Raw genomic sequence first — 21,113 nt, forward strand, 5'->3', positions numbered from 1 at the left:
TCCATGTCACTTTGAGTGCCCACACAGATTGTCTGATAAATTGTTAAAGAGCAGTTGCGACGCGCTTTAGCGCTCTGTCGCGAGGTGGCGTATATTACGCTTTCCTCTTTCAGAGTCAACCCGTTTTTCAGGATTTTTCTCTTCATCCGAACCGGCTGTTTGTGTGAAGTGATTCACATCCGCCGTGTCGATGGAGGCGCATTATAGGGAGCCCGCCGGGAATGACAAGCGGAAAAATACAATTTTATTTCAACCGCTCATCTTTTATACGCAACGCTTATTTTTGCTGCTTTTTAATCGCCGCCGGCAGCTCGGTCAGGCTATTTAGCACCCAATCCGCGGCTTTTTCCGCTTCTTCAGTAACAGGCTTACCGGTACGCACCAGCACTTTAGTACCGACATCAGCGGCCGCTGCAGCCTGCATATCTTCCAGTTTGTCCCCTACCATATAGGAAGCGGCCATATCGATATGCAGATAATCGCGGGCGGAGATCAGCATCCCCGGATGCGGTTTACGGCAATCACAGGTCTGACGGTACTCCTCAACCGCACCCTGCGGGTGATGCGGGCAATAATAGATACCGTCCAGATCGACGCCACGGTCTGCCAGAGACCAGTCCATCCATTCAGTCAGCGTTTCGAACTGTGCTTCGGTAAATTTACCGCGAGCAATACCGGACTGGTTAGTGACCAGCACCAGCGCGTAGCCCATCTGTTTGAGTTCGCGCATTGCGTCAATGACGCCATCGATAAATTCAAAATTGTCGATTTCGTGGACGTAGCCATGATCGACATTAATGGTGCCGTCACGGTCGAGAAAAATTGCGGGTACTGACTTTGCCACCGGTTTGCTCCTGAAAAAGGCTAGTGCCGTTAGTATCGCATGTTTCCGCATGCAAGAAAGTGCTCATTATAAAGAGTCAGATTGATTTAGACGTCTGGATGCCTTAACATCCATTTCATTGCCAGGCATCGCCTGGATACGGCAGAAGAAAATGCCACGGCAAACGGCTAAACGATAATAAATAACTGATGATTAAACTTTCCAATATCACCAAAGTGTTCCAGCAGGGGAATCGCAGCATTCAGGCGCTGAACAATGTCAGCCTGCATGTCCCTGCCGGACAAATTTACGGCGTCATCGGTGCCTCAGGCGCCGGTAAAAGTACGCTGATTCGCTGCGTTAACCTGCTGGAGCGCCCGACCGAGGGCAGCGTACAGGTTGACGGTCAGGAACTGACTGCGCTGTCGGAAAAAGAGCTAACCCGCGCTCGCCGTCAGATTGGCATGATTTTCCAGCATTTTAACCTGCTGGCATCCCGCACCGTTTTCGGCAACGTGGCGTTACCCCTGGAGCTGGATAACACGCCACAGGCAGAAATCAAACGCCGTGTGACGGAGCTGCTGGATCTTGTCGGCCTGGGCGATAAGCACGACAGCTATCCGGCTAATCTCTCCGGCGGCCAGAAACAGCGTGTCGCCATTGCCCGCGCGCTGGCCAGTAACCCCAAGGTGCTGCTGTGCGATGAAGCCACCAGCGCCCTGGATCCGGCCACCACCCGTTCCATTCTCGAATTGCTGAAAGACATTAACCGTCGTCTGGGGCTGACCATCCTGCTGATCACCCACGAAATGGATGTGGTGAAACGCATCTGCGACTGCGTGGCGGTGATTAGCAACGGCCAGTTGATTGAACAGGACACGGTGAGCGAAGTCTTCTCCCATCCGAAGACGCCGCTGGCCCAGCAGTTTATTCAGTCGACGTTGCACCTGGATATTCCGGATGACTACCAGGCGCGCCTGAAACCTACCGCCACAGCGGATAGCGTACCGATGCTGCGCATGGAATTTACCGGCCACTCCGTCGATGCGCCGCTGCTTTCTGAAACCGCGCGTCGCTTCAACGTGAATAACAACATTATTAGCGCGCAGATGGATTATGCCGGCGGGGTGAAGTTCGGCATCATGCTGACCGAAATGCACGGTACACAGGAAGACACTCAGGCGGCTATCGCCTGGCTGCAGGAACATCATGTAAAAGTAGAGGTATTGGGTTATGTCTGAGGCAATGATGTGGCTGCTGTTGCGCGGCGTATGGGAAACGCTGGCAATGACCTTTGTCTCCGGCTTCTTCGGTTTTGTCCTTGGTCTGCCGGTGGGCGTGCTGCTGTACGTGACCCGTCCGGGGCAAATCGTCGCCAATGCTAAACTGTACCGGACGCTGTCGGCGCTGGTGAACATTTTCCGCTCCATCCCGTTCATTATCCTGCTGGTCTGGATGATCCCGTTTACCCGCGTGATCGTCGGCACCTCAATCGGCCTGCAGGCGGCGATCGTGCCGTTGACGGTGGGCGCCGCGCCGTTTATCGCTCGCATGGTGGAGAACGCCCTGCTGGAGATCCCGACCGGCCTTATCGAAGCCTCCCGGGCGATGGGCGCCACGCCGCTGCAGATCGTGCGTAAGGTTCTGCTGCCTGAAGCGCTGCCGGGTCTGGTCAACGCCGCCACCATCACCCTGATCACCCTGGTGGGCTATTCTGCCATGGGCGGCGCGGTGGGCGCCGGTGGTCTGGGGCAGATTGGTTACCAGTATGGCTATATCGGTTACAACGCCACCGTGATGAATACCGTACTGGTATTGCTGGTTATTCTGGTTTATTTAATTCAATTCTCTGGCGATCGCATCGTCCGGGCTGTGACTCATAAATAACGTTATTGGCAGACAACACTCATTCTTACAGGAAGGAAATAACATGGCCTTTAATTTCAAAACCTTTGCGGCAGTTGGTGCGTTAATCGGTTCTCTGGCGCTGGTGGGTTGCGGTCAGGATGAAAAAGATCCGAATCATATTAAAGTCGGCGTTATCGTCGGGGCGGAGCAGCAGGTCGCTGAAGTCGCGCAGAAAGTGGCAAAAGAGAAGTATGGCCTTGACGTTGAGCTGGTGACCTTCAACGATTACGTTCTGCCGAACGAAGCGCTGAGCAAAGGCGATATCGACGTCAACGCCTTCCAGCATAAACCGTATCTCGACCAGCAGATTAAAGACCGCGGCTACAAGCTGGTGGCTGTCGGCAACACCTTCGTCTACCCGATCGCGGGTTACTCGAAGAAAATTAAATCGCTGGACGAACTGCAGCCGGGCTCGCAGATCGCCGTCCCTAACGATCCGACCAACCTCGGTCGTTCTCTGCTGCTGCTGCAGCAGGTGGGCCTGATCAAACTGAAGGACGGCGTAGGCCTGCTGCCGACCTCGCTGGATATCGTCGAGAACCCGAAAAACCTGAAGATTGTTGAACTGGAAGCGCCGCAGCTGCCGCGTTCTCTTGACGACGCGCAGATTGCGCTGGCCGTTATCAACACCACTTACGCCAGCCAGATTGGCCTGACCCCGGCGAAAGACGGCATCTTTGTTGAAGGGAAAGAGTCGCCGTACGTGAACCTGATCGTGGCGCGTGAAGACAATAAAGATGCTGAGAATGTGAAAAAATTCGTTCAGGCTTACCAGAGCGATGAAGTTTACGAAGCAGCAAACAAGATCTTTAACGGCGGCGCAGTGAAAGGCTGGTAATCTTTTCTCACCGTAATATCATTCAGGACGGGCTTCACGCCCGTCTTGTCATTTATGCAAGCACCTGATTCAATAACGCCCTGTTTTTTATTCATTGAGGAAATACTATGCGTGCTTTACCGGTCTGTTTGTTAGCACTCATGTTAAGCGGTTGTTCCATGCTAAGCAGATCTCCCGTTGAACCTGTTCAAAGCACTGCAACTCCCCCGGTTAAATCGGAGCCGAGCAAACCACGCGCAACCCGTCCGGCGCCGGTACGTATTTATACCGATGCGTCAGAGCTGGTAGGTAAACCATTCCGCGATCTGGGGGAAGTGTCTGGCGAGTCCTGCCAGGCCTCGAATCAGGATTCTCCGCCGAATATCCCTACCGCCCGCAAGCGCCTGCAGATTAATGCCGCACGTATGAAAGCCAATGCTGTCCTGCTGCACCGCTGCGAAGTGACCAGCGGCACCCCAGGCTGCTACCGTCAGGCGGTTTGTCTGGGCTCGGCGCTTAACGTCTCGGCGCAATGAGTGCATTTCAGTTCGCGCAGATAGGCGTGATCCGCTCGCCGTATAAAGAGAAGTTTGCCGTACCTCGCCAGCCGGGTCTGGTCAAGCACGGCGGCGGAGAACTCCATCTGATCGCGCCCTACAACCAGGCCGACGCCGTGCGTGGTCTGGAAAGCTTCAGCCATCTGTGGATCCTGTTTGTGTTTCATCAGACCATGGAAGGCGGCTGGCGTCCGACGGTGCGCCCTCCCCGTCTCGGGGGCAACGCGCGTATGGGCGTCTTCGCCACCCGCTCCACCTTTCGCCCCAATCCCATTGGCATGTCTCTGGTTGAGCTGAAGGGCGTCCGCTGTCAGAAAGAGCAGGTGATACTGGAACTCGGCAGCCTCGATCTCGTCGACGGTACGCCGGTGGTCGACATCAAACCCTATCTGCCGTTTGCCGAAGCGCTACCCAACGCGCACGCCAGCTACGCGCAACAGGCGCCGCAGGCGGATCAGGTCGTCAGTTTTACCGCCGACGTCGAAACGCAGCTTTTGCATCTGGAGAAGCGTTATCCGCACCTGAAGGCGTTTATCCGAGAGGTGCTGGCGCAGGATCCGCGTCCGGCCTACCGTAAGGAGGAAGAGGCAGGCAAAAATTACGCCGTCTGGCTGCTGGATTTCAACGTCCGCTGGCGGGTGACTGCCTCCGGTTTTGAAGTCTTTGCCCTCGAAGCGCGCTAATTTTATTTTCCTCTCTTTTGGCATCTTTGCCACACTGGTAAACTAAACCACTTTTTTTGTTTCAGGCTGGGCAACCAGCCTGTTCCGCTCGTTTAACTGGAACCGTTACAACATGCGTACTAGCCAATATCTGCTCTCCACTCTGAAGGAGACACCTGCCGACGCCGAGGTAATCAGCCACCAGCTGATGCTGCGCGCCGGGATGATCCGCAAGCTGGCCTCCGGGTTATACACCTGGCTGCCGACCGGCGTGCGCGTCCTGAAAAAAGTCGAAAACATCGTGCGTGAAGAGATGAACAACGCCGGTGCGATCGAGGTGTTAATGCCGGTCGTTCAGCCATCTGAACTGTGGCAGGAGAGCGGTCGCTGGGAGCAGTACGGCCCGGAACTGCTGCGCATTGCCGATCGTGGCGGTCGTCCGTTCGTCCTCGGTCCAACCCACGAAGAGGTCATCACCGATCTGATCCGCAACGAGCTAAACTCCTATAAGCAGCTGCCGCTGAACTTCTATCAGATCCAGACCAAATTCCGCGACGAAGTGCGCCCGCGTTTCGGCGTGATGCGCTCCCGCGAATTCCTGATGAAAGATGCGTACTCTTTCCATACTTCCCAGGAATCGCTGCAGGAAACCTACGATGCGATGTACGCCGCTTACAGCAAAATCTTCAGCCGTATGGGGCTGGATTTCCGTGCGGTACAGGCTGATACCGGCTCCATCGGCGGCAGCGCCTCTCATGAATTCCAGGTGCTGGCGCAGAGCGGCGAAGACGATGTGATCTTCTCCGACAGCTCCGACTACGCGGCAAACATCGAGTTTGCGGAAGCCGTTGCGCCGAAAACGCCGCGCGCGGACGCCACCCAGGAGTTGACCCTGGTCGACACGCCGAACGCCAAAACCATCGCCGAGCTGGTTGAGCAGTTCAACCTGCCGATCGAAAAAACCGTGAAAACCCTGCTGGTGAAAGCGGTTGAAGATAGCGCTTCCTCACTGGTTGCCCTGCTGGTGCGCGGCGATCACGAGCTGAACGAAGTGAAAGCGGAAAAACTGCCGCAGGTCGCCAGCCCCCTGACCTTCGCCACCGAAGAAGAGATCCGCGCCCTGGTGAAAGCCGGTCCGGGCTCCCTGGGTCCGGTGAACCTGCCGGTGCCGGTTATTATTGACCGTACTGTGGCGGTGATGAGCGATTTCGCCGCCGGCGCCAACATCGACGGCAAACACTACTTTGGCATCAACTGGGACCGCGATGTCGCCACGCCGGAAGTCGCTGACATCCGTAACGTCGTTGCCGGCGATCCGAGCCCGGACGGCAAAGGTACCCTGCTTATCAAGCGCGGTATCGAAGTGGGTCATATCTTCCAGCTGGGGACGAAGTACTCCGAGGCGATGAAAGCCGCGGTTCAGGGCGAAGATGGCCGCAACCAGATCCTGACCATGGGTTGCTATGGTATCGGGGTCACTCGCGTGGTGGCGGCGGCGATTGAGCAGAACTTTGACGATCGCGGTATTGTCTGGCCAGATGCGATTGCGCCGTTCCAGGTGGCGATCCTGCCGATGAACATGCATAAATCTTACCGTGTGCAGGAGCTGGCGGAGAAACTGTACGCCGAGCTGAGCGCCCAGGGTATTGAAGTGCTGATGGACGATCGTAAAGAGCGTCCGGGCGTGATGTTCGCCGATATGGAGCTGATCGGTATCCCGCACACCATCGTGCTGGGCGATCGTAACCTCGACAACGACGATATCGAATACAAGTATCGTCGCAACGGTGAGAAGCAGCTGATCAAGACCGGGGATATTGTGGAATATCTGGTTAAAGCGATAAAAGGCTAATTACACAGCTCAGGGCCCTGAACGGATGTCAGGGCCTTTTTTTTACAAGGACTGTACCCATGACTGCACCTCTCCTCAGCAGCGGGCTGCTTACCTCCGCCCTGCTCCTGCTTACCGCCTGCACTGTAGACGTCGGCCGCAGCGCCCCTTCCGCATCCGCTACCGATGGCCGCTCACCGCCATGGGCTGTCACCCTCCAGCGTCAAAGCTCGATTGCCGGCAGCGGACTGCGCGAAATCGCCGAAAACGACCTTCGTTCCGGCGACCTGCTATTCTCCTCCAGCCTTGGCGTCACTTCGCTTGGGATCCGCGCCTTCAGCGCCTCTTCCGTGAGCCACGTCGCGCTGTATCTCGGCGAGGGTCAAATTGCGGAAGCTACCGGCGCCGGTGTGCAGGTGATATCGCTACAGCAAGCGATGGCGCACAGCGATAAACTCTTTGCCCTCAGGGTGCCCGATCTGACGCCGGACCAGGCGATGGCAATGAGAGGTTTTGCCTGGGAGGTCAAAGACAGCGGGTATAACTATCGCGGCATTATTCAGTTTATCCCTTATATGGTCACCAAACCGCTCTGCTCGCTCAACCCTTTCTCGCGTAACTTTCGCCAGCAGTGCGTAAGCGGCCTGGCCAAAGCGCAACTGGGCGATGGGGCCAGCCCCGACAAGAAAGCGTGGTTTTGCTCGGAGTTTGTCAGCGAGGCCTTTGTCAGAGCCGGGCATCCGCTGACCCTGGCGCAGGCGGCGTGGATCAGCCCTTCCGATCTGCTGCACATGCGGGAAGGAGATGTCGCCACCTTTAAACCCGAGACGCAGCTGCAGTATGTCGGGCATCTGAAACCAGGGATTTATCTTCAGGCCGGTAAACTGGTGGGGTTGAGCAAACCGAAGGCCGGTGCGGAGTAAAAGAACGATTTGCCCTTTACCCCCCGTCATGAGGCTCATGCTTCGTGCGCTATGGTTAGTGGAAAAGGGGGGACGGTAAAACCGCAATGACCCAGTTCCGCTGGCCGGCTACCGCTGAGGCGTATCCCCTGCCCGTTTCCCGGGCAGGAGCCGGACAATCAGTGTCCGCAGTCCTTCCCAGGAATAAATTTGCCAGCCTGATCCGTCATCAGCGTTTTCATCATTTCGCCGGTATCCGGGTTCGCCTCGAGGGTAAAGTGCCCCTCCACCACCAGCAGCACCGGACGTGAATCATTGCCGCGGGCAGCGGCATAATCCCGCTCAAGCTGGGCATTATTCGCCACCGCGATGCGTTTACCGGTCGCGCAATCAGTAAAGGTTGCCGCATCGGCCATATAGAAGTACATACCACGCATCGCCATCGGGGTGGTCGGCAGGCTGGCCTTCACTGGCTCCAGGGTATAGTTGAGGGGAGACTGAATGGGGCTCCCGTTGCGGTCGAGCATCTCCAGCTTGTCGCCCTTCGCGCGAAAGTACGATTTTTCGCCCTTGCTGTTGGTCAGTACCAGCTTATCCGCCGTACGCGCCCAGGTGCCGTAAGAGGCAAAGGAGGATGGTTCACGACGCGCGCCCTGGTAGTGCTCATTCATCACCCAGGTGCCGTCTTTTTCCAGGAACAGCGAGGTGTCGATGCCTTCGCAATCCGCGCAAGGCAGCACCCCGCGCCAGCTTTGCTGCATCGGCTTGAGCTCTTCCATCGCCGCCGGCTGGACCGTGTCAGTTTCGGCGCGATGGTTACAACCAAACAGCGCGAACAGCGAACAGGCCGCTATCACGGAGAATATGATTTTCTTCACTCTACTTTCCTTATGATCCATTCCACCCGTTCGCCGACGCCTTCACTGGCGAACTTTCCCACGCAGCGCCTTGACTGAGGACTTTTGCGCCTTGGAAGCAAGGCGTCGCTCTTTGGATGCCCGAGTCGGTCGCGTCTCCCGGCGACTTTTTTGCACTGCGGTCAATTCTTTGATAAGGGCCACCAGCCGGGCGATCGCCGCTTCGCGGTTCATCTCCTGACTGCGATATTCCTGAGCCTTAATGATAACCACACCGTCAGCAGAAATTAAGTGGTGGCTGGCGGCGAGCAGGCGCTCTTTGTAAAACGCCGGCAGGCTCGAGGCTTTAATATCGAAGCGCAGATGGATCGCGGTCGACGCTTTGTTCACGTGCTGGCCCCCGGCCCCCTGGGCGCGAATACCTTCCAGCGTGATCTCGTTATCGGCAATGGCCACGCTGCGGCTGATAGTAATCATGCCGGCCCTTGCCAGGTGGTAAGCTGAATTTCCAGATTATTCTGAGCGTCGGACAACCAGATGCTCCCCTCCTGCAAAGTGGCCTGCAGCGTCATCGTGCGGTCGGCAAAAGCGCTAAGCTGCGCCAGCTGGGCATCATCAAGATACCAGATGGTCAGCTTCGGGTATGCCGCAAGCTTGTTCTGATTCTGCTGCCACCAGATTTCAGCCGCCCGGCTGTTATAGGCAAACAACGCCACCGCCTGCGCCCGCGAGCAGGCTTTCTTGAGACGTTTCTCGTCCGGCAGCCCCAGCTCGATCCACAGATCAACCCCGAGATGATCGTTAAGCAGCCACAGCTCCGGCTCGTCGTCTGACGAGAGGCCGCGCGTAAACTGCAGCCGCTCATCGGCATATTTGATCCACGCCAGCAGGCGCAGCATCATGCGCTCCTGGGTTTCCGACGGGTGCTGCGCCAGCGTCAGGTTAGCATCCAGAAACTGGTTGCGATCCAGATCGGCTACATTCACCGCGGCTTTATATATCGTCGCTTTCAGCGCCATGAACAAACTCCTGAAAAAAATGGCGTACATTGTAGCGAAACTGGCGACAAAAGGCTGTCAGCAATCGCAGCAACCTGTTTCATCCTGCTGAAATTGCTTAAATGACTATGATATAGTTCCCTTGCTAAACAGAGTTTATCTTCGTAGGCTTAAACTTGCATCCCACGGTTGAGTCAGAACGCTGACAGGAGGGCATGTGGACCACTATTGTGAGTTAATACGCAAGCGTTATGCGGAAATAGCCAGCGGAGACTTAGGGTATATCCCGGATGCGCTGGGTTGCGTGTTGAAAGTATTGAATGAGATTGCGGCGGATGAGGCCCTTTCGGAGTCAGTCAGGGAAAAGGCCGCTTATGCGGCAGCAAACTTACTGGTGAGCGATTATGTCAATGAATGATACTTATCAACCCATTAACTGCGATGATTACGACAACCTGGAGCTGGCCTGCCAGCATCACCTGGTGCTGACGCTGGCGCTGAAGGATGGCGAACAGCTGCAGGCGAAGGCCAGCGATCTAATCTCGCGTAAAAATATCGAGTATCTTGTGGTCGAACTCGCCGGCAACGTCCGCGAGCTGCGCCTGGATAAAATCGCCAGCTTCAGTCACCCGGAAATCGGCACCGTGGTGGTGAGCGAATCCTGAATCAAAACGGGCTTAACCGCCCGTTTTCCTCCACGCCAGACTGACCCCTTCCCCGTCTTTGACTTCACCTTCGTTGGTCACAAACAGATCGTCCGCTGCGGCAATCGGCGTTTCGCCGTAAAACAGCAGCGGCGTGGTGTCTCGTCGCCACGGAGCAACGCCCAGCTCCTGCCAGATCTTCTTCAGCTTACGGCCGCCATGACGCCCGACGATATGCAGATGGCCGCTGGCGCGAAAGCGGACGGTGACTGGCTCATCCGCCGGGGGCGGGCGCAGCCTGCCGCCCGGCTGCAGCACCAGCTCACCAAGACCGTCCGCCAGCCGCAGCGGTTGGCGCCAGTCTGTCCAGCGCTGGACGCTGTCCGTCTGCCCGGGTACATATCTCACCCAGTACAAGCGCTGCTGAAAACGGCGGACGGTAAATTCCCCCAACCGCAGGCAGGGGCTGGCATCTTCCCGCGCCAGCGCCACCTCGTGCCAGAGGCGCTCAGGCACCTCGCGGGCCGGCATCGGCGCCTGCTGCCCGGCGAGCCAGCGACGCAGCAACGCCGCTCGGCGGGGAGAACTCATCGACGTCAGCGGCGCGATAGCCAGCGACCCGTCTTCGGCCACCAGCGACGCCAGCTCCGCCGCCAGCATCTCGTCCAGCAGCTGCTCCTGCTCGGCGCACAGGCTGGCGCTGCGGGCGACGGCCTCGCTAAAGTGCGGCCAGCGCTCACGCAGCACCGGGATCACCCGCAGGCGCAGGAAGTTGCGGTCATAGGTATCGTCCTGATTACTCTCATCTTCAATCCACGACAGCTGGTGGGCGAGCGCCCACTGGCGCAGCGATTCCCGGGTTTCATTGAGGAGAGGACGCAGCAGTCGACTGCCGGCAAAGGGAGACGATGGCGCCATCGCCGACAGGCCGGTCGGACCGCTGCCGCGTTTTAACGCCAGCAGCAGCGTTTCACACTGATCGTCCTGGTGCTGAGCGGTCACTAACACTTCGCCGGCGCGGAGCGTCTCCTGAAAGGCCTGATAGCGCGCCGCGCGGGCATGGGCTTCGACGCCCAGGCCGCCCCGGGCTAACGTCACGCGATGCACCGCCAACGGCACCTGCCACTGCTGGCAAATTTGCCGACAATGCGCCACCCAGTCGTCTGCGTGGGCGCTAAGGCCGTGATGAATATGCACCGCCCGCAGCGTCAGAGAGGGATCCTGTTCCCGCAGCAGCACCAGCTGATGCATAAGAACCGTCGAGTCCAGACCGCCGCTGAAGGCCACCAGCAGCTGGCGATGGGGATGAAGCGTATGCGCAATGTTAGCCGTCATAACCACAAACATACCGAGAAGTGATGGCCCGGCACGTTACCGGGCCAGGGTCGCGCTGGCAAGGTTTACTGCTGATATATTTCCAGCGGCAGGTCGTCCGGATCGCTAAAGAAGGTAAAGCGTTTACCGGTAAAGGGATCGACGCGAATCGCTTCGCACTCCACGCCATGCGCCGTCAGGTGCGCCACCGCAGCGTCGATATCATCCACGCTAAAGGCCAGATGACGCAGCCCGCACGCTTCCGGACGACTGGGTCGGGCCGGCGGAAACGGGAACGAGAACAGCTCAATCACATACTCGCCGTTGAGCGCCAGATCGCCCTTCCAGGAGTCACGTTCGGCGCGATAAAACTCGCTTTGCAGCGTAAACCCCAGAATATCGCAATAGAACGCTTTACTGCGGGCGTAGTCAGTCGCAATGATGGCAATATGGTGAACCCGTTTCAAACCCAGCATGGTCAAACTCCTTCTGTTAAGCCAGCCACGTTACTCGTGCGCGCCGTTAACGCGCAAGCCTTTCGTCATTTTTTAAGACTCGTACCCGATACACGCCGTCCTCATCGCGCTTCGCGCCGTGAATATCGGTCTCAAACCCCGGGTAATGACGTCCTATTGAGCAGAGCATCAGCAGGAAGTCGAGCACCGCCCGGCTCTCCTCCGTGATCATCTCTCCCGGCATCAGCAGCGGTACGCCCGGCGGATAAGGGAGGATCATGTTGGCCGAAATCCGGCCCACCAGGTTCTCCAGTTCAATGGTTTCCACCTCACCCTTGATCTGGCGCTGCCAGGCATGATGCGGCGTCATTTTCATTTCCGGCAGGACGTCAAAGGCGCTGAGCATCAGCTGCGGCAGCTGGTGCTGGCGGATCAAGCGGTGGATCCCCTGTGCCAGATCCTGGATCCGCATGTTGCGGTAGAAGTCGGGATCTTCCGCGTACAGATCCGGCAACATATTTTTCACCCGCAGATTGAGATCGTAGGCGCGCTTAAATTCGGTCAGGCCGCGCAGCAGACCCATCGCCCGGGTTTTATCGATACCGATGCTAAAGAGGAACAGCAGGTTGTAGGGGCCCGTTTTCTCCACCACCACGCCCCGCTCGTCGAGGAACTTCGCCACCAGCGCCGCCGGGATCCCCTCTTCATCCATATTCCCCTGCTCGTCCATACCCGGCGTCAGAATGGTGACTTTCACCGGATCGAGGTACATATGATCCGCATCGGCATCTTTGAAACCGTGCCAGTCATCGCCCGGCGCCACCGGCCAGCACTCGGCTTTATCCACCGCTTCCGGCTGCCAGATATCAAAGAACCAGCCGTCCGACTCCTCGCGCAGTCGCTGCACCTCTTTGCGGAAATCCAGCGCCCGCTCAATGGAGCGCTGGATCAGGCGCTTACCGGAGTTACCGCGCAGCATCGCCGCCGCGGTCTCAATCGACGCGACGATGGGATAGCTCGGCGACGTAGAGGTATGCATCATAAAGGCTTCATTAAAGGTCTCTTCATCATAGTTGCCCTTAATGTGGATCAGCGAGGCCTGCGACAGCGCGGCCAGCATCTTATGCGTCGACTGCGTCTCGAAGATGACTTTTCCGGGGATCCGCTCACCGCTCATGCCGCTTTTCCCCTGATATATCGGATGGAAATGGGTATACGGCACCCAGGCGGAATCGAAATGGATCGACGGGACGTCGAGCGTCTCTTTAAGCCAAGTGGTGTTGTAGAGCAGCCCATCGTAGGTGGAGTTGGTGATCACCGCATGCACGGGCCACTGCGCCCCGCCCGTGTCGCGCACTTTCTGCTGAATACTGTCGCGGGTAAACTCGCGCCGGGGGATACCGCCGAGGATCCCTAACGCATTGCGGGTCGGCTTCAGCCACAGGGGAACCACATCGCTCATCATCAGCAGGTGGGCCAGCGATTTGTGACAGTTACGGTCAATCAGCAGGGTACTGCCGGCGGGCGCCGAGTACATACCGACAATTTTATTGGACGTCGAGGTACCGTTGGTCACCATATAGCTTTGCTCGGCGCCAAAGGCGCGAGCGATATACTCCTCCGCCTCCAGATGCGGGCCAGTATGATCCAGCAGGGAGCCCAGCTCGGTGACCGAAATCGAGACATCCGCCTTCAGCGTATTCCCGCCAAAGAAATCATAGAACAGGCAGCCCACCGGGCTTTTCTGATAGGCGCTACCGCCCATATGACCCGGCGTACAGAAGGTATATTTCCCCTCCTGCACATAGTTAAACAGCGCGCGGGTAAATGGCGGGGTGATATTGTCCAGGTACTCGCGGGTATACTGCCCGATGCGGGTGGCGATCTCTTCGGAGAGTCCCAGCGCATATTCGAAGAACCACAGCGTCATGCGCAGATCCTGACTGCTGACGTCCATCGTCGAGTGGGCGTTAATAAAGGCGTACAGAGGCAGATATTCATTGAGCTGGTTAATATCGCTGCACAGATCGACGCTGTACTCATCCCAGTCGAAGATCACGCCGCAGATGCGCGGGTTGTGCTCGATAAACTGCAGCAGGTCGGCGCTATTTTGCGGCCAGATGGTCTGAAAGCCCTGGCGCTGCAGCGCCGCTTCCAGTTCTTTGATCGGCTCGTCTTTGTGGTAGACGCCGTGAGGCCCCATGATGGCGATGATATTCACGCTTTCCTCCTGGTATTCACCTAAGTCCAGCATCATAGCAATCCCCTGGGCGCATCGCACATAAAAAAAGGGCCGGAAAATCCGGCCCTTAGTGTTTTGCGCTAGCGGAAAACTTAGGCGTAACCGTAGCTCATCAGACGTTGATAGCGGCGGTTCAGCAGCTCTTCTTCGCTGAGAAGATCGAGATCGGCCAGGTCCGCCAGCAGCTGCGCTTTCAGGCTTGCCGCCATCGCTTCCGGGTTGCGGTGGGCGCCGCCCAGCGGTTCCGGAACGATAGAATCGATCAGCTTCAGCTCTTTCAGACGCGGGGCGATAATGCCCATCGCTTCCGCAGCCAGCGGCGCTTTATCCGCGCTCTTCCACAGAATGGAGGCGCAGCCTTCCGGCGAAATCACCGAATAGGTGCTGTACTGCAGCATATTGACCTTGTCGCCCACGCCAATCGCCAGCGCGCCGCCGGAGCCGCCTTCGCCGATCACGGTGCAGATAACCGGCACGCTCAGACGCGACATCTCACGCAGGTTGCGGGCAATCGCTTCCGACTGGCCGCGCTCTTCCGCGCCGACGCCCGGGTAGGCGCCCGGGGTGTCGATAAAGGTGATGATCGGCATTTTAAACCGCTCAGCCATCTCCATCAGGCGCAGCGCTTTGCGGTAGCCTTCCGGGGCCGGCATACCAAAGTTGCGACGAATTTTTTCTTTGGTTTCGCGACCTTTCTGGTGGCCGATGATCATCACCGGACGACCGTCAAGACGCGCGATACCGCCGACAATCGCTTTATCGTCAGCGAAGGCGCGGTCACCGGCCAGTTCGTCAAATTCGTCGAACGCCAGGCGGACATAATCCAGGGTGTAAGGACGGCGCGGGTGGCGCGCCAGTTGCGCAACCTGCCATGCACCGAGATCGGCGAAGATTTTGCGCGTCAGCTCTACGCTTTTCTCGCGCAGACGATGCACCTCTTCGTCGATGTTAATATCCAGTTTCTCATCCTGACGGCTTACCGCAGTCAGGGAATCGATTTTCGCTTCCAGCTCTGCAATCGGCTGTTCAAAATCTAGGAAATTCAGACTCATAGTATTCCTGTATTAGTCAAACTCCAGTTCCACCTGCTCCGAGCCGATAAGGCCACGCAGATCGTTGAGTAAACGATCGCTCGGAGAGACGCGCCATGTTGCGCCGAAACGCAACCGCGCGCGTGCATCCGCCCTCTGATAGTAGAGGTGCACTGGAATGGTTCCCGAACGGTGGGGTTCCAGAGACTGACGGAGTCGGTTTAAAAGCTGGTCATCAATTTGCCTGTCCGTCAGCGAGATAGCAAGCCCGCGAGCATATTTTTCCCGGGCTTCGTCAATGTCCATGACTTCACGGGCGGTCATTTTAAGCCCCCCGCTAAAGTCATCAAAGCTGACCTGTCCGCTGACGATAAGTATGCGGTCTTTTTCCAGCAACTGCTGATATTTATCCAGCGCGTCGGTGAATAACATCACTTCCAGCCGCCCGGAACGGTCATCCAGGGTACAGATGCCGATACGATTGCCGCGCTTGGTGACCATTACCCGCGCCGCAATCACCAGCCCCGCCGCCGTGGTCACTTTTCCACGATCGGTCGGATGCATGTCTTTGAGCCTCACGCCGCCGACGTAGCGCTCAATCTCTTTCAAATACTGGTTAATCGGGTGCCCGGTCAGGTACAGCCCCAGGGTCTCCCTTTCACCATCCAGCACCACCTGCTCAGGCCACGGCTGGCAGCTGGCGTAGGACTGTTCAATCTGCTCAGGCTCTTCCGCCAGCACGCCGAACATATCGGCCTGGCCGATGGCCTCGGCTTTGGCGTGCTGATCGGCGGCTTTCAGCGCATCGCCCAGTGAATTCATCAGCGCCGCGCGATGCGGACCGAGACGATCGAACGCCCCGGACATAATCAGTTTTTCCAGCACCCGACGGTTGAGCTTTTTAATATCGGTCCGCGCGCAGAGGTCGAACAGCTCGCGGAAATAACCGCCGTTGTTGCGCGCCTCAATGATCGCTTCGATCGGCCCTTCGCCGACGCCCTTGATGGCGCCGATACCGTAGACGATCTCGCCGTCGTCGTTGACGTGGAAATGGTACAGGCCGGAGTTAATATCCGGGGGCAAAATTTTCAGCCCCATACGCCAGCATTCGTCCACCAGGCCAACGACCTTTTCGGTGTTGTCCATATCGGCGGTCATTACCGCCGCCATAAACTCAGCCGGATAGTGCGCCTTAAGCCACAGCGTCTGGTAAGAAACCAGCGCGTATGCGGCGGAGTGCGATTTGTTAAACCCGTAACCGGCGAATTTCTCCACCAGGTCGAAGATTTTCATCGCCAGCTCGCCATCAACGCCGTTTTTCTTCGCCCCATCCTCAAAGATAGAACGCTGCTTGGCCATCTCCTCCGGCTTTTTCTTACCCATCGCACGACGCAGCATATCCGCGCCGCCGAGGGTATATCCGGACAGCACCTGGGCAATCTGCATGACCTGTTCCTGGTACAGGATGATGCCGTAGGTCGGCTCCAGCACCGGTTTCAGGCTTTCATGCTGCCACTGTACGTCCGGATACGAGATCTCTTCGCGGCCGTGCTTACGGTCGATAAAGTTATCTACCATCCCCGACTGCAGCGGGCCCGGGCGGAACAGGGCCACCAGCGCGATCATATCTTCGAAGCAGTCCGGCTGCAGGCGTTTAATCAGATCTTTCATGCCGCGCGATTCAAGCTGGAAGACCGCGGTGGTTTCCGAGCGCTGCAGCATGTCGAAACTTTTCTTGTCATCCAGCGGGATGGCGGCGATATCCAGCGGCCCTTCGCCGTTCTTCTCACGGCGCTTGTTAATCATCTCCAGCGCCCAGTTAATGATAGTGAGCGTACGCAGACCGAGGAAGTCGAATTTCACCAGCCCGGCGTATTCCACGTCGTTCTTGTCAAACTGGGTAACCGGATGTAGCCCCTGCTCATCGCAATACAGCGGGGCGAAGTCGGTGATTTTGGTCGGCGCGATAACCACGCCGCCCGCATGCTTACCGGCGTTTCGCGTCACCCCTTCCAGCTTACGCGCCATGTCGATCAGCGCTTTCACTTCTTCGTCCGCCTCGTAGATCTCCGGCAGCTGCGGCTCGGCCTCGAAGGCCTTCGCCAGCGTCATGCCCGGATCGGGCGGCACCAGCTTGGAGATGCGGTCGACAAAGCCGTACGGGTGACCCAGCACGCGGCCCACGTCGCGGATGACCGCCTTCGCCGCCATGGTACCGAAGGTGATGATCTGCGATACCGCGTCGCGGCCGTACATATCCGCCACGTGCTCGATAACCTGGTCGCGTTTCTCCATGCAGAAGTCGACGTCGAAGTCGGGCATCGAAACACGTTCCGGGTTGAGGAAACGTTCGAACAGCAGGTCGAATTCCAGCGGGTCAAGATCGGTGATCTTCAGCGCGTAGGCCACCAGCGAGCCGGCGCCGGAACCGCGGCCCGGGCCGACCGGCACGCCGTTATCTTTCGACCACTGGATAAACTCCATCACGATCAGGAAGTAGCCGGGGAAGCCCATCTGGTTGATCACCTGCAGCTCGATATCCAGACGCTCGTCGTATTCCGGCCGGCGCTTCGCGCGCACTTCCGGATCCGGGAAGAGGAATTCCAGCCGCTCTTCCAGACCCTCTTTCGATTTCATTACCAGGAAATCTTCCGTGGTCATATCGCCGGTCGGGAACTGCGGCAGGAAATATTCGCCAAGCCGCACGGTGACGTTGCAGCGTTTGGCGATCTCGACGCTGTTTGTCAGCGCTTCCGGAATATCGGCGAACAGCTCGCACATCTCCTCCTCGCTGCGCATATATTGCTGTGGCGAGTAGTTGCGCGGCCGTTTCGGGTCGTCGAGGGTGAAGCCGTCGTGAATAGCGACGCGGATTTCATGGGCGTCAAAGTCGCCAGTGTCGAGGAAGCGGACATCGTTGGTCGCCACCACCGGCAGACCACGCGCTTCCGCCAGCGCCACGGCGGCATGGAGATAACTCTCTTCATCCTGACGACCGGTGCGGATCAGCTCCAGAAAATAGCGATCCGGGAAATGCTCTTCATAGAAGGAGACGCACTGCTCAACCAGCGGCATGTTGCCGCGGATCAGGCTGACGCCGACGTCGCCTTTACGGCCGCCGGAGAGCAGAATCAGCCCTTCCTGATGTTCCACCAGCCAGTCGCGATCGATCCACGGCCCCAGGGCGCCGTAGCCGCGCTGATAGGCGCGGGAAATGAGCAGAGTCAGGTTCTGGTAGCCGGTGTTGTTCGCCGCCAGCACGGTCAGCTCGGTAAATTCGTCGCCGAGCAGGTCGCACTGCACGTGGAAATCGGCGCCGACAATCGGCTTAATCCCCGCGCCGTGTCCCGTCCCGTAGAACTTCACCAGCCCGCAGAGGTTGGTGAAATCGGTGATCGCCAGCGCTGGCATGCCAAGCGAGGCCGCCTTCTTGACCAGCGGCCCGGTCTTTGCCAGCCCATCGATCATGGAATAGTCGCTGTGCACCCGCAGGTGTACGAAACGTGGTTCAGCCATCTTTAGATCCCGGTGACTTAGTTGGACGCCAGGCCCAAGGCACGCTTCACCGGGCCGAAACTGCGCCGGTGATGCTCTGTTGCGCCGTGTTCCTGCAGCTTCTGCAGGTGTACAGCGGTGGGATAGCCTTTATGCTGGGCAAATCCGTAGTGGGGAAATGCGAGGTCCAGCGTGGCCATTTCGGCGTCACGAGTGACTTTTGCCAGAATAGACGCTGCGCTGATTTCTGCCACCCGGCTGTCGCCTTTCACCACCGCCAGGGAGGGCATCGGTAGCGACGGACAGCGGTTGCCATCGATCAGAACAAACTCGGGCACAATGCTCAGGCCGGCGACGGCGCGCTGCATCGCCAGCATAGTGGCATGCAGGATATTCAGCTCATCGATTTCTTGGGGCTCGGCGCGCCCAAGGCTCCAGCACAGCGCTTTCTCTTTAATCTCATCGAAGAGCGCCAGTCGACGCTTCTCGCTGAGTTTTTTGGAATCATTCAGACCCACAATCGGCTTCGCCGGATCGAGGATCACCGCCGCGGTCACCACCGCGCCAACCAGGGGGCCACGCCCGACCTCATCGACGCCGGCAACCAGATGGGTATGCGGATAGACGAACTCCATCATTGTTTTGCTAACTCCAGTACGGCGTCCGCCGCCTGCTCATCGGCGTTGCAGCGGATCTGCTGATGCAGCGCGCGGAATGTCTCATGCATCTCATGGCTGGTTTTGCCATCGGCCAGCAGCGGCTGCAGGGCGGCAGCCAGCGCCTGCGGCTCGCACTCATCTTGCAGCAGCTCTTTAACCAGCTCGCGCCCGGCCAGCAGGTTCGGCAACGAGACGTAGTCGGTTTTAACCAACCGCTTCGCCAGCCAGAAGGTGAACGGCTTCATGCGATAGCCAACCACCATCGGGCATTTCGCCAGCATACACTCCAGCGCCGCCGTCCCGGAGGCCAGCAGCGCGGCGTCGCTGGCGATCATCGCATCGCGCGCCTGGCCGTCCAGCATATGCACGATCATATCCGGCGCCGTCTCAGCTTTAATTCGCTCAAACTGCTCCCGCCGTTTAGCATTAACCAGCGGCACCACCACCTGCAGATCGGGATAGGTAGCCCGCAGAAGCTGCGCGGTTTTCAGAAAGTCCGCACTGAGCATTTCGACTTCCGCGCCGCGGCTACCGGGCAACAGCGCCAGGCAACGCACGTCGTGCGGGATCCCTAACCGGTCGCGCGCGGCGCCTTTGTCAGGATCCAGCGGCATCGCATCCGCCATGGTATGGCCGATAAAGCGGCAGGGAACGTTAAATTTGTCATAAAACGCTTTTTCGAAAGGCAGAAAGGCCAGCACCAGATCGGTTGATCTGCCGATTTTGAAAACGCGTTTTTGTCGCCAGGCCCAAACCGATGGGCTGACGTAGTGAATGGTTTTGATGCCCTGCTTTTTCAGATTCCCTTCGAGGGTAATATTGAAGTCAGGGGCGTCGATACCGACGAAAACATCGGGACGCAGCTCGCCGAAGCGGCGGGTCAAATCGGCGCGAATATGGAGTAAGCGACGCAGGCGACCGAGCACTTCAACAATACCCATCACCGCCAGCTCTTCCATTTCGTACCAGGCTTCACACCCTTCCGCCTGCATCAGCGGTCCCGCCACGCCAACAAAGCGCGCATTCGGGATGCGTGCTTTGAGGGCGCGGATGAGGCCGGCGCCAAGAATATCGCCGGAGGTTTCTCCGGCGACCAGGGCAATCGTCAGGGGACGCTGTTCAGCCATTAACGAATCAAGCCGCGGGTAGAGCGGGCGAAGAAATCGACAAACGGCTGAACTTCAGGATGCTGAGTCGCCAGTTCGGCGATCTCCGGCTTGGCTTCTTCCAGCGTCTTGCCGCTGCGGTACAGCAGTTTATACGCGTTGCGGATCGCGGTAATCGCTTCCCGGCTGAAGCCGCGGCGTTTCAGACCTTCGATGTTGACGCCGAACGGCGTCGCATGGTTGCCCTGGGCAATCACGAACGGCGGAACGTCCTGCGCCACGCCGGAGCAGCCGCCAACCATAACGTGTGAGCCAATGACGCAGAACTGGTGCACCGCAGTCATGCCGCCGATAATGACATAATCATCCAGCGAAACATGGCCAGCGAGCGTCGCGTTATTGGCCAGGATGCAGCGATCGCCAAGCGTACAATCGTGCGCCACGTGGGCGTTGATCATCAGCAGGTTATCGTTGCCCACCTTTGTTAATCCACCGCCCTGTACTGTGCCGCGATGAATGGTGACGCTTTCGCGAATGCGGTTGCGATCGCCAATTTCCACCCGGGTCGGTTCGCCAGCATATTTCAGATCCTGGTTAACTTCGCCGATGGAAGCGAACTGATAGATCTCGTTGTCACGGCCGATTTTGGTGTGGCCGTTAACGACAACGTGAGACTTCAGTACGGTGCCTTCGCCGATTTCGACGTTGGCGCCAACAATACAAAACGGACCAATGTGGACGTTAGCGCCAATCACGGCGCCTTCTTCAACAATGGCGGTAGGATGAACAAAAGCGGTTTTATCAATCACGTA

Annotated in this window: 21 protein-coding genes; 9 read left to right on the forward strand and 12 right to left on the reverse strand. The window is 58.0% G+C overall.

The genetic code is table 11. The features are described 5' to 3' along the window. Positions 1–277 precede the first annotated feature (277 nt). Positions 278–844: a D-glycero-beta-D-manno-heptose 1,7-bisphosphate 7-phosphatase gene (gene gmhB, locus ABLV54_RS24920; RefSeq protein ID WP_177337326.1), complete on the reverse strand. Its 567-nt coding sequence runs from the start codon at positions 842–844 to the stop codon at positions 278–280. 188 nt (positions 845–1,032) lie between these two features. On the opposite strand from gmhB, the gene metN reads away from it, so the two are divergent. The 7 genes from metN to ABLV54_RS24955 all read left to right on the forward strand — a co-directional run bounded on the left by metN (position 1,033) and on the right by ABLV54_RS24955 (position 7,521). Continuing rightward, a complete protein-coding gene (gene metN / locus ABLV54_RS24925; protein ID WP_002889450.1) occupies positions 1,033–2,064 on the forward strand; it encodes a methionine ABC transporter ATP-binding protein MetN in 1,032 nt (343 codons plus the stop codon). Continuing rightward, complete coding sequence (locus ABLV54_RS24930; protein ID WP_004204478.1) at positions 2,057–2,710, forward strand: methionine ABC transporter permease MetI; 654 nt, start codon at positions 2,057–2,059, stop codon at positions 2,708–2,710. The genes metN and ABLV54_RS24930 overlap by 8 nt, the downstream gene beginning before the upstream one ends. Positions 2,711–2,753: 43 nt before the next feature. Beyond that, complete coding sequence (gene metQ, locus ABLV54_RS24935; protein WP_002889445.1) at positions 2,754–3,569, forward strand: methionine ABC transporter substrate-binding lipoprotein MetQ; 816 nt, start codon at positions 2,754–2,756, stop codon at positions 3,567–3,569. A gap of 107 nt (positions 3,570–3,676) precedes the next feature. After that, entirely contained in the window at positions 3,677–4,084 is a 408-nt protein-coding gene (gene rcsF / locus ABLV54_RS24940) for an Rcs stress response system protein RcsF (RefSeq protein ID WP_023292059.1), read from the forward strand. Beyond that, positions 4,081–4,788, forward strand: a complete 708-nt coding sequence (gene tsaA / locus ABLV54_RS24945; RefSeq protein ID WP_032452991.1) for a tRNA (N6-threonylcarbamoyladenosine(37)-N6)-methyltransferase TrmO — start codon at positions 4,081–4,083, stop codon at positions 4,786–4,788. Before rcsF ends, tsaA begins: the two co-directional genes overlap by 4 nt. 112 nt (positions 4,789–4,900) lie before the next feature. After that, positions 4,901–6,619, forward strand: coding sequence for a proline--tRNA ligase (gene proS, locus ABLV54_RS24950; protein WP_050533862.1), 1,719 nt, complete (start codon positions 4,901–4,903; stop codon positions 6,617–6,619). A 59-nt stretch (positions 6,620–6,678) separates the two neighbouring features. Next, positions 6,679–7,521, forward strand: coding sequence for a YaeF family permuted papain-like enzyme (locus ABLV54_RS24955; protein WP_050533863.1), 843 nt, complete (start codon positions 6,679–6,681; stop codon positions 7,519–7,521). Positions 7,522–7,679: 158 nt separating this feature from the next. Here the strand turns inward: ABLV54_RS24955 and nlpE are convergent, their stop codons facing one another. Genes nlpE through ABLV54_RS24970 form a run of 3 tightly spaced genes read right to left on the reverse strand, consistent with a single transcriptional unit; the run spans position 7,680 to position 9,376 of the window. Continuing rightward, positions 7,680–8,378, reverse strand: coding sequence for an envelope stress response activation lipoprotein NlpE (nlpE, locus tag ABLV54_RS24960; protein ID WP_086075002.1), 699 nt, complete (start codon positions 8,376–8,378; stop codon positions 7,680–7,682). A 42-nt stretch (positions 8,379–8,420) separates the two neighbouring features. Next, positions 8,421–8,834: an alternative ribosome rescue aminoacyl-tRNA hydrolase ArfB gene (gene arfB / locus ABLV54_RS24965; protein ID WP_004204468.1), complete on the reverse strand. Its 414-nt coding sequence runs from the start codon at positions 8,832–8,834 to the stop codon at positions 8,421–8,423. Continuing rightward, positions 8,831–9,376 (reverse strand): YaeQ family protein, encoded by a 546-nt coding sequence (locus ABLV54_RS24970; protein WP_048296744.1) that lies wholly within the window; start codon positions 9,374–9,376, stop codon positions 8,831–8,833. Before ABLV54_RS24970 ends, arfB begins: the two co-directional genes overlap by 4 nt. A 196-nt stretch (positions 9,377–9,572) precedes the next feature. Here ABLV54_RS24970 and ABLV54_RS24975 point away from each other — a divergent pair, with 196 nt between their 5' ends. Further along, positions 9,573–9,773 (forward strand): YaeP family protein, encoded by a 201-nt coding sequence (locus ABLV54_RS24975; RefSeq protein WP_002889429.1) that lies wholly within the window; start codon positions 9,573–9,575, stop codon positions 9,771–9,773. Beyond that, positions 9,760–10,020, forward strand: coding sequence for a Rho-binding antiterminator (rof, locus tag ABLV54_RS24980; RefSeq protein ID WP_002889424.1), 261 nt, complete (start codon positions 9,760–9,762; stop codon positions 10,018–10,020). Before ABLV54_RS24975 ends, rof begins: the two co-directional genes overlap by 14 nt. Before the next feature lie 12 nt (positions 10,021–10,032). Here the strand turns inward: rof and tilS are convergent, their stop codons facing one another. From tilS to lpxA, 8 genes are all read right to left on the reverse strand, one after another. Next, a complete protein-coding gene (tilS, locus tag ABLV54_RS24985; RefSeq protein WP_044521086.1) occupies positions 10,033–11,346 on the reverse strand; it encodes a tRNA lysidine(34) synthetase TilS in 1,314 nt (437 codons plus the stop codon). Between the two features lie 53 nt (positions 11,347–11,399). Beyond that, positions 11,400–11,789: a VOC family protein gene (locus tag ABLV54_RS24990; protein WP_002889387.1), complete on the reverse strand. Its 390-nt coding sequence runs from the start codon at positions 11,787–11,789 to the stop codon at positions 11,400–11,402. Between the two features lie 46 nt (positions 11,790–11,835). Continuing rightward, positions 11,836–13,989 carry a lysine decarboxylase LdcC gene (locus ABLV54_RS24995; protein ID WP_032429283.1) on the reverse strand — a complete coding sequence of 718 codons (2,154 nt, stop codon included), beginning with the start codon at positions 13,987–13,989 and terminating at the stop codon, positions 11,836–11,838. Between the two features lie 113 nt (positions 13,990–14,102). Then, complete coding sequence (accA, locus tag ABLV54_RS25000; protein WP_004145855.1) at positions 14,103–15,062, reverse strand: acetyl-CoA carboxylase carboxyl transferase subunit alpha; 960 nt, start codon at positions 15,060–15,062, stop codon at positions 14,103–14,105. Positions 15,063–15,074: 12 nt separating this feature from the next. Continuing rightward, positions 15,075–18,557, reverse strand: a complete 3,483-nt coding sequence (gene dnaE / locus ABLV54_RS25005; RefSeq protein ID WP_048336426.1) for a DNA polymerase III subunit alpha — start codon at positions 18,555–18,557, stop codon at positions 15,075–15,077. 17 nt (positions 18,558–18,574) lie between these two features. After that, on the reverse strand, positions 18,575–19,174 hold the full coding sequence (gene rnhB / locus ABLV54_RS25010; protein ID WP_050533864.1) for a ribonuclease HII: 600 nt from the start codon (positions 19,172–19,174) through the stop codon (positions 18,575–18,577). After that, positions 19,171–20,322, reverse strand: a complete 1,152-nt coding sequence (gene lpxB / locus ABLV54_RS25015; RefSeq protein WP_023292050.1) for a lipid-A-disaccharide synthase — start codon at positions 20,320–20,322, stop codon at positions 19,171–19,173. Before lpxB ends, rnhB begins: the two co-directional genes overlap by 4 nt. After that, positions 20,322–21,110 carry an acyl-ACP--UDP-N-acetylglucosamine O-acyltransferase gene (gene lpxA, locus ABLV54_RS25020; protein WP_004204455.1) on the reverse strand — a complete coding sequence of 263 codons (789 nt, stop codon included), beginning with the start codon at positions 21,108–21,110 and terminating at the stop codon, positions 20,322–20,324. The genes lpxB and lpxA overlap by 1 nt, the downstream gene beginning before the upstream one ends. Positions 21,111–21,113 lie beyond the last annotated feature (3 nt).

Origin of the sequence: Klebsiella sp. JB_Kp042 (assembly GCF_040065275.1) — a bacterium.
Taxonomy (GTDB): Bacteria; Pseudomonadota; Gammaproteobacteria; order Enterobacterales; family Enterobacteriaceae; genus Klebsiella; species Klebsiella quasipneumoniae.

Excerpts from the sequence above, each read along its gene's own strand:
- metN (WP_002889450.1), top strand. The coding sequence starts at position 1,033 with ATGATTAAACTTTCCAATATCACCAAAGTGTTCCAGCAGGGGAATCGC.
- ABLV54_RS24930 (WP_004204478.1), top strand. The coding sequence starts at position 2,057 with ATGTCTGAGGCAATGATGTGGCTGCTGTTGCGCGGCGTATGGGAAACG.
- metQ (WP_002889445.1), top strand. The coding sequence starts at position 2,754 with ATGGCCTTTAATTTCAAAACCTTTGCGGCAGTTGGTGCGTTAATCGGT.
- rcsF (WP_023292059.1), top strand. The coding sequence starts at position 3,677 with ATGCGTGCTTTACCGGTCTGTTTGTTAGCACTCATGTTAAGCGGTTGT.
- tsaA (WP_032452991.1), top strand. The coding sequence starts at position 4,081 with ATGAGTGCATTTCAGTTCGCGCAGATAGGCGTGATCCGCTCGCCGTAT.
- proS (WP_050533862.1), top strand. The coding sequence starts at position 4,901 with ATGCGTACTAGCCAATATCTGCTCTCCACTCTGAAGGAGACACCTGCC.
- ABLV54_RS24955 (WP_050533863.1), top strand. The coding sequence starts at position 6,679 with ATGACTGCACCTCTCCTCAGCAGCGGGCTGCTTACCTCCGCCCTGCTC.
- arfB (WP_004204468.1), bottom strand. The coding sequence starts at position 8,834 with ATGATTACTATCAGCCGCAGCGTGGCCATTGCCGATAACGAGATCACG.
- ABLV54_RS24970 (WP_048296744.1), bottom strand. The coding sequence starts at position 9,376 with ATGGCGCTGAAAGCGACGATATATAAAGCCGCGGTGAATGTAGCCGAT.
- rof (WP_002889424.1), top strand. The coding sequence starts at position 9,760 with ATGTCAATGAATGATACTTATCAACCCATTAACTGCGATGATTACGAC.
- tilS (WP_044521086.1), bottom strand. The coding sequence starts at position 11,346 with ATGTTTGTGGTTATGACGGCTAACATTGCGCATACGCTTCATCCCCAT.
- ABLV54_RS24990 (WP_002889387.1), bottom strand. The coding sequence starts at position 11,789 with ATGCTGGGTTTGAAACGGGTTCACCATATTGCCATCATTGCGACTGAC.
- accA (WP_004145855.1), bottom strand. The coding sequence starts at position 15,062 with ATGAGTCTGAATTTCCTAGATTTTGAACAGCCGATTGCAGAGCTGGAA.
- dnaE (WP_048336426.1), bottom strand. The coding sequence starts at position 18,557 with ATGGCTGAACCACGTTTCGTACACCTGCGGGTGCACAGCGACTATTCC.
- rnhB (WP_050533864.1), bottom strand. The coding sequence starts at position 19,174 with ATGATGGAGTTCGTCTATCCGCATACCCATCTGGTTGCCGGCGTCGAT.
- lpxB (WP_023292050.1), bottom strand. The coding sequence starts at position 20,322 with ATGGCTGAACAGCGTCCCCTGACGATTGCCCTGGTCGCCGGAGAAACC.